We start from the raw sequence: 1,005 nt of genomic DNA on the forward strand, positions 1-1,005 counted from the left end.
GGATTACCTGCCCAGGTCGTCATGGCGGATACGGCTTATGACGCCGATCACTTGCGCCAGGCGATCGCTGCCAAAGGCGCGCTCGCCGTCATCCCCAACAACCCGTCACGTGCGCTCAAATATCCGCTGGACAAGCATCTCTATGCCCAGCGTCATCTCGTCGAATGCTGCTTCTCAAAACTCAAGCAGTTCCGCCGCGTCGCAACCCGCTTCGAAAAGACCGCCCGAAATTACCTGGCCGTCGTTACTCTCGCAGCCATCGTCTTATGGATGCGATAAATGTCCACACCACCTAGAGCGCAATTGCGCACGGGAGCCGGGACCCATAACCACAGCTCTCACAACGACGAAGGCTGGAGCTCCAGCCCAGTCCAACCATGAGCTTCGGTGGTTATGGGTCCCTGCGTTCGCACTAGCGTATATACATATCCTCCGCAGTCTTTCCGGAGTCTTCTCAAAGAGTTGGCCGAAAACCGCAGAGAACTTACTCATCTGCACTAAGGGTTGCGCCCGCCGATTTCGGCTCTCGCCTAGTAGCTAACCCCTTGATGATGAGTCGGTTTTCTAGCCTCGAAGAGATGTGTAAATGCCCTAGTGCGTTCGCAGGGACGACACCGAATGGGTGATTACAGCATGCGCCTCGCCGGCCGCACCGGCTCCTTTGCATGGGGTTGTTTTCGATATTTTGGCAGCGCGCCCCTGCGACGGTGTTTGGTCCCTGCTGATTGGTTTGATGGAATCGGTGTAGAACGAGGCGTGGCCTTTGTCAGGGAGCACCTCGGGTCATGGAACTGAGCCTGCACGCGAACGCCACGACGACGCCGAAGACGCGCGCCTATATCCAGCGCAGCCGGAAGTCGGTTGCCGAATTGGCGACGGAACTGGGGGTCAGCGAGACCACGATCTATCGTTGGCGCGACCGCACGACGGTCGAAGATCGCTCGCACCGGCCGAAGAACCTGGTGACCAGCCTGTCGGCTGTCGAAGAAAGGGCGGTTTGCGAGC

2 protein-coding genes are annotated in these 1,005 nt (G+C 58.5%); both read left to right on the forward strand.

Annotated features, from left to right (window positions below; genetic code table 11):
* A partial coding sequence (locus J6525_RS46425) for a transposase (protein ID WP_225648221.1) occupies positions 1-279 on the forward strand: 279 nt, incomplete at its 5' end.
* A 506-nt stretch (positions 280-785) separates the two neighbouring features.
* The coding region (locus tag J6525_RS46430) for a helix-turn-helix domain-containing protein (protein ID WP_225645394.1) at positions 786-1,005 on the forward strand (220 nt) is incomplete at its 3' end.

This window comes from Bradyrhizobium australafricanum (assembly GCF_020329495.1).
Taxonomy (GTDB): Bacteria; Pseudomonadota; Alphaproteobacteria; order Rhizobiales; family Xanthobacteraceae; genus Bradyrhizobium; species Bradyrhizobium australafricanum.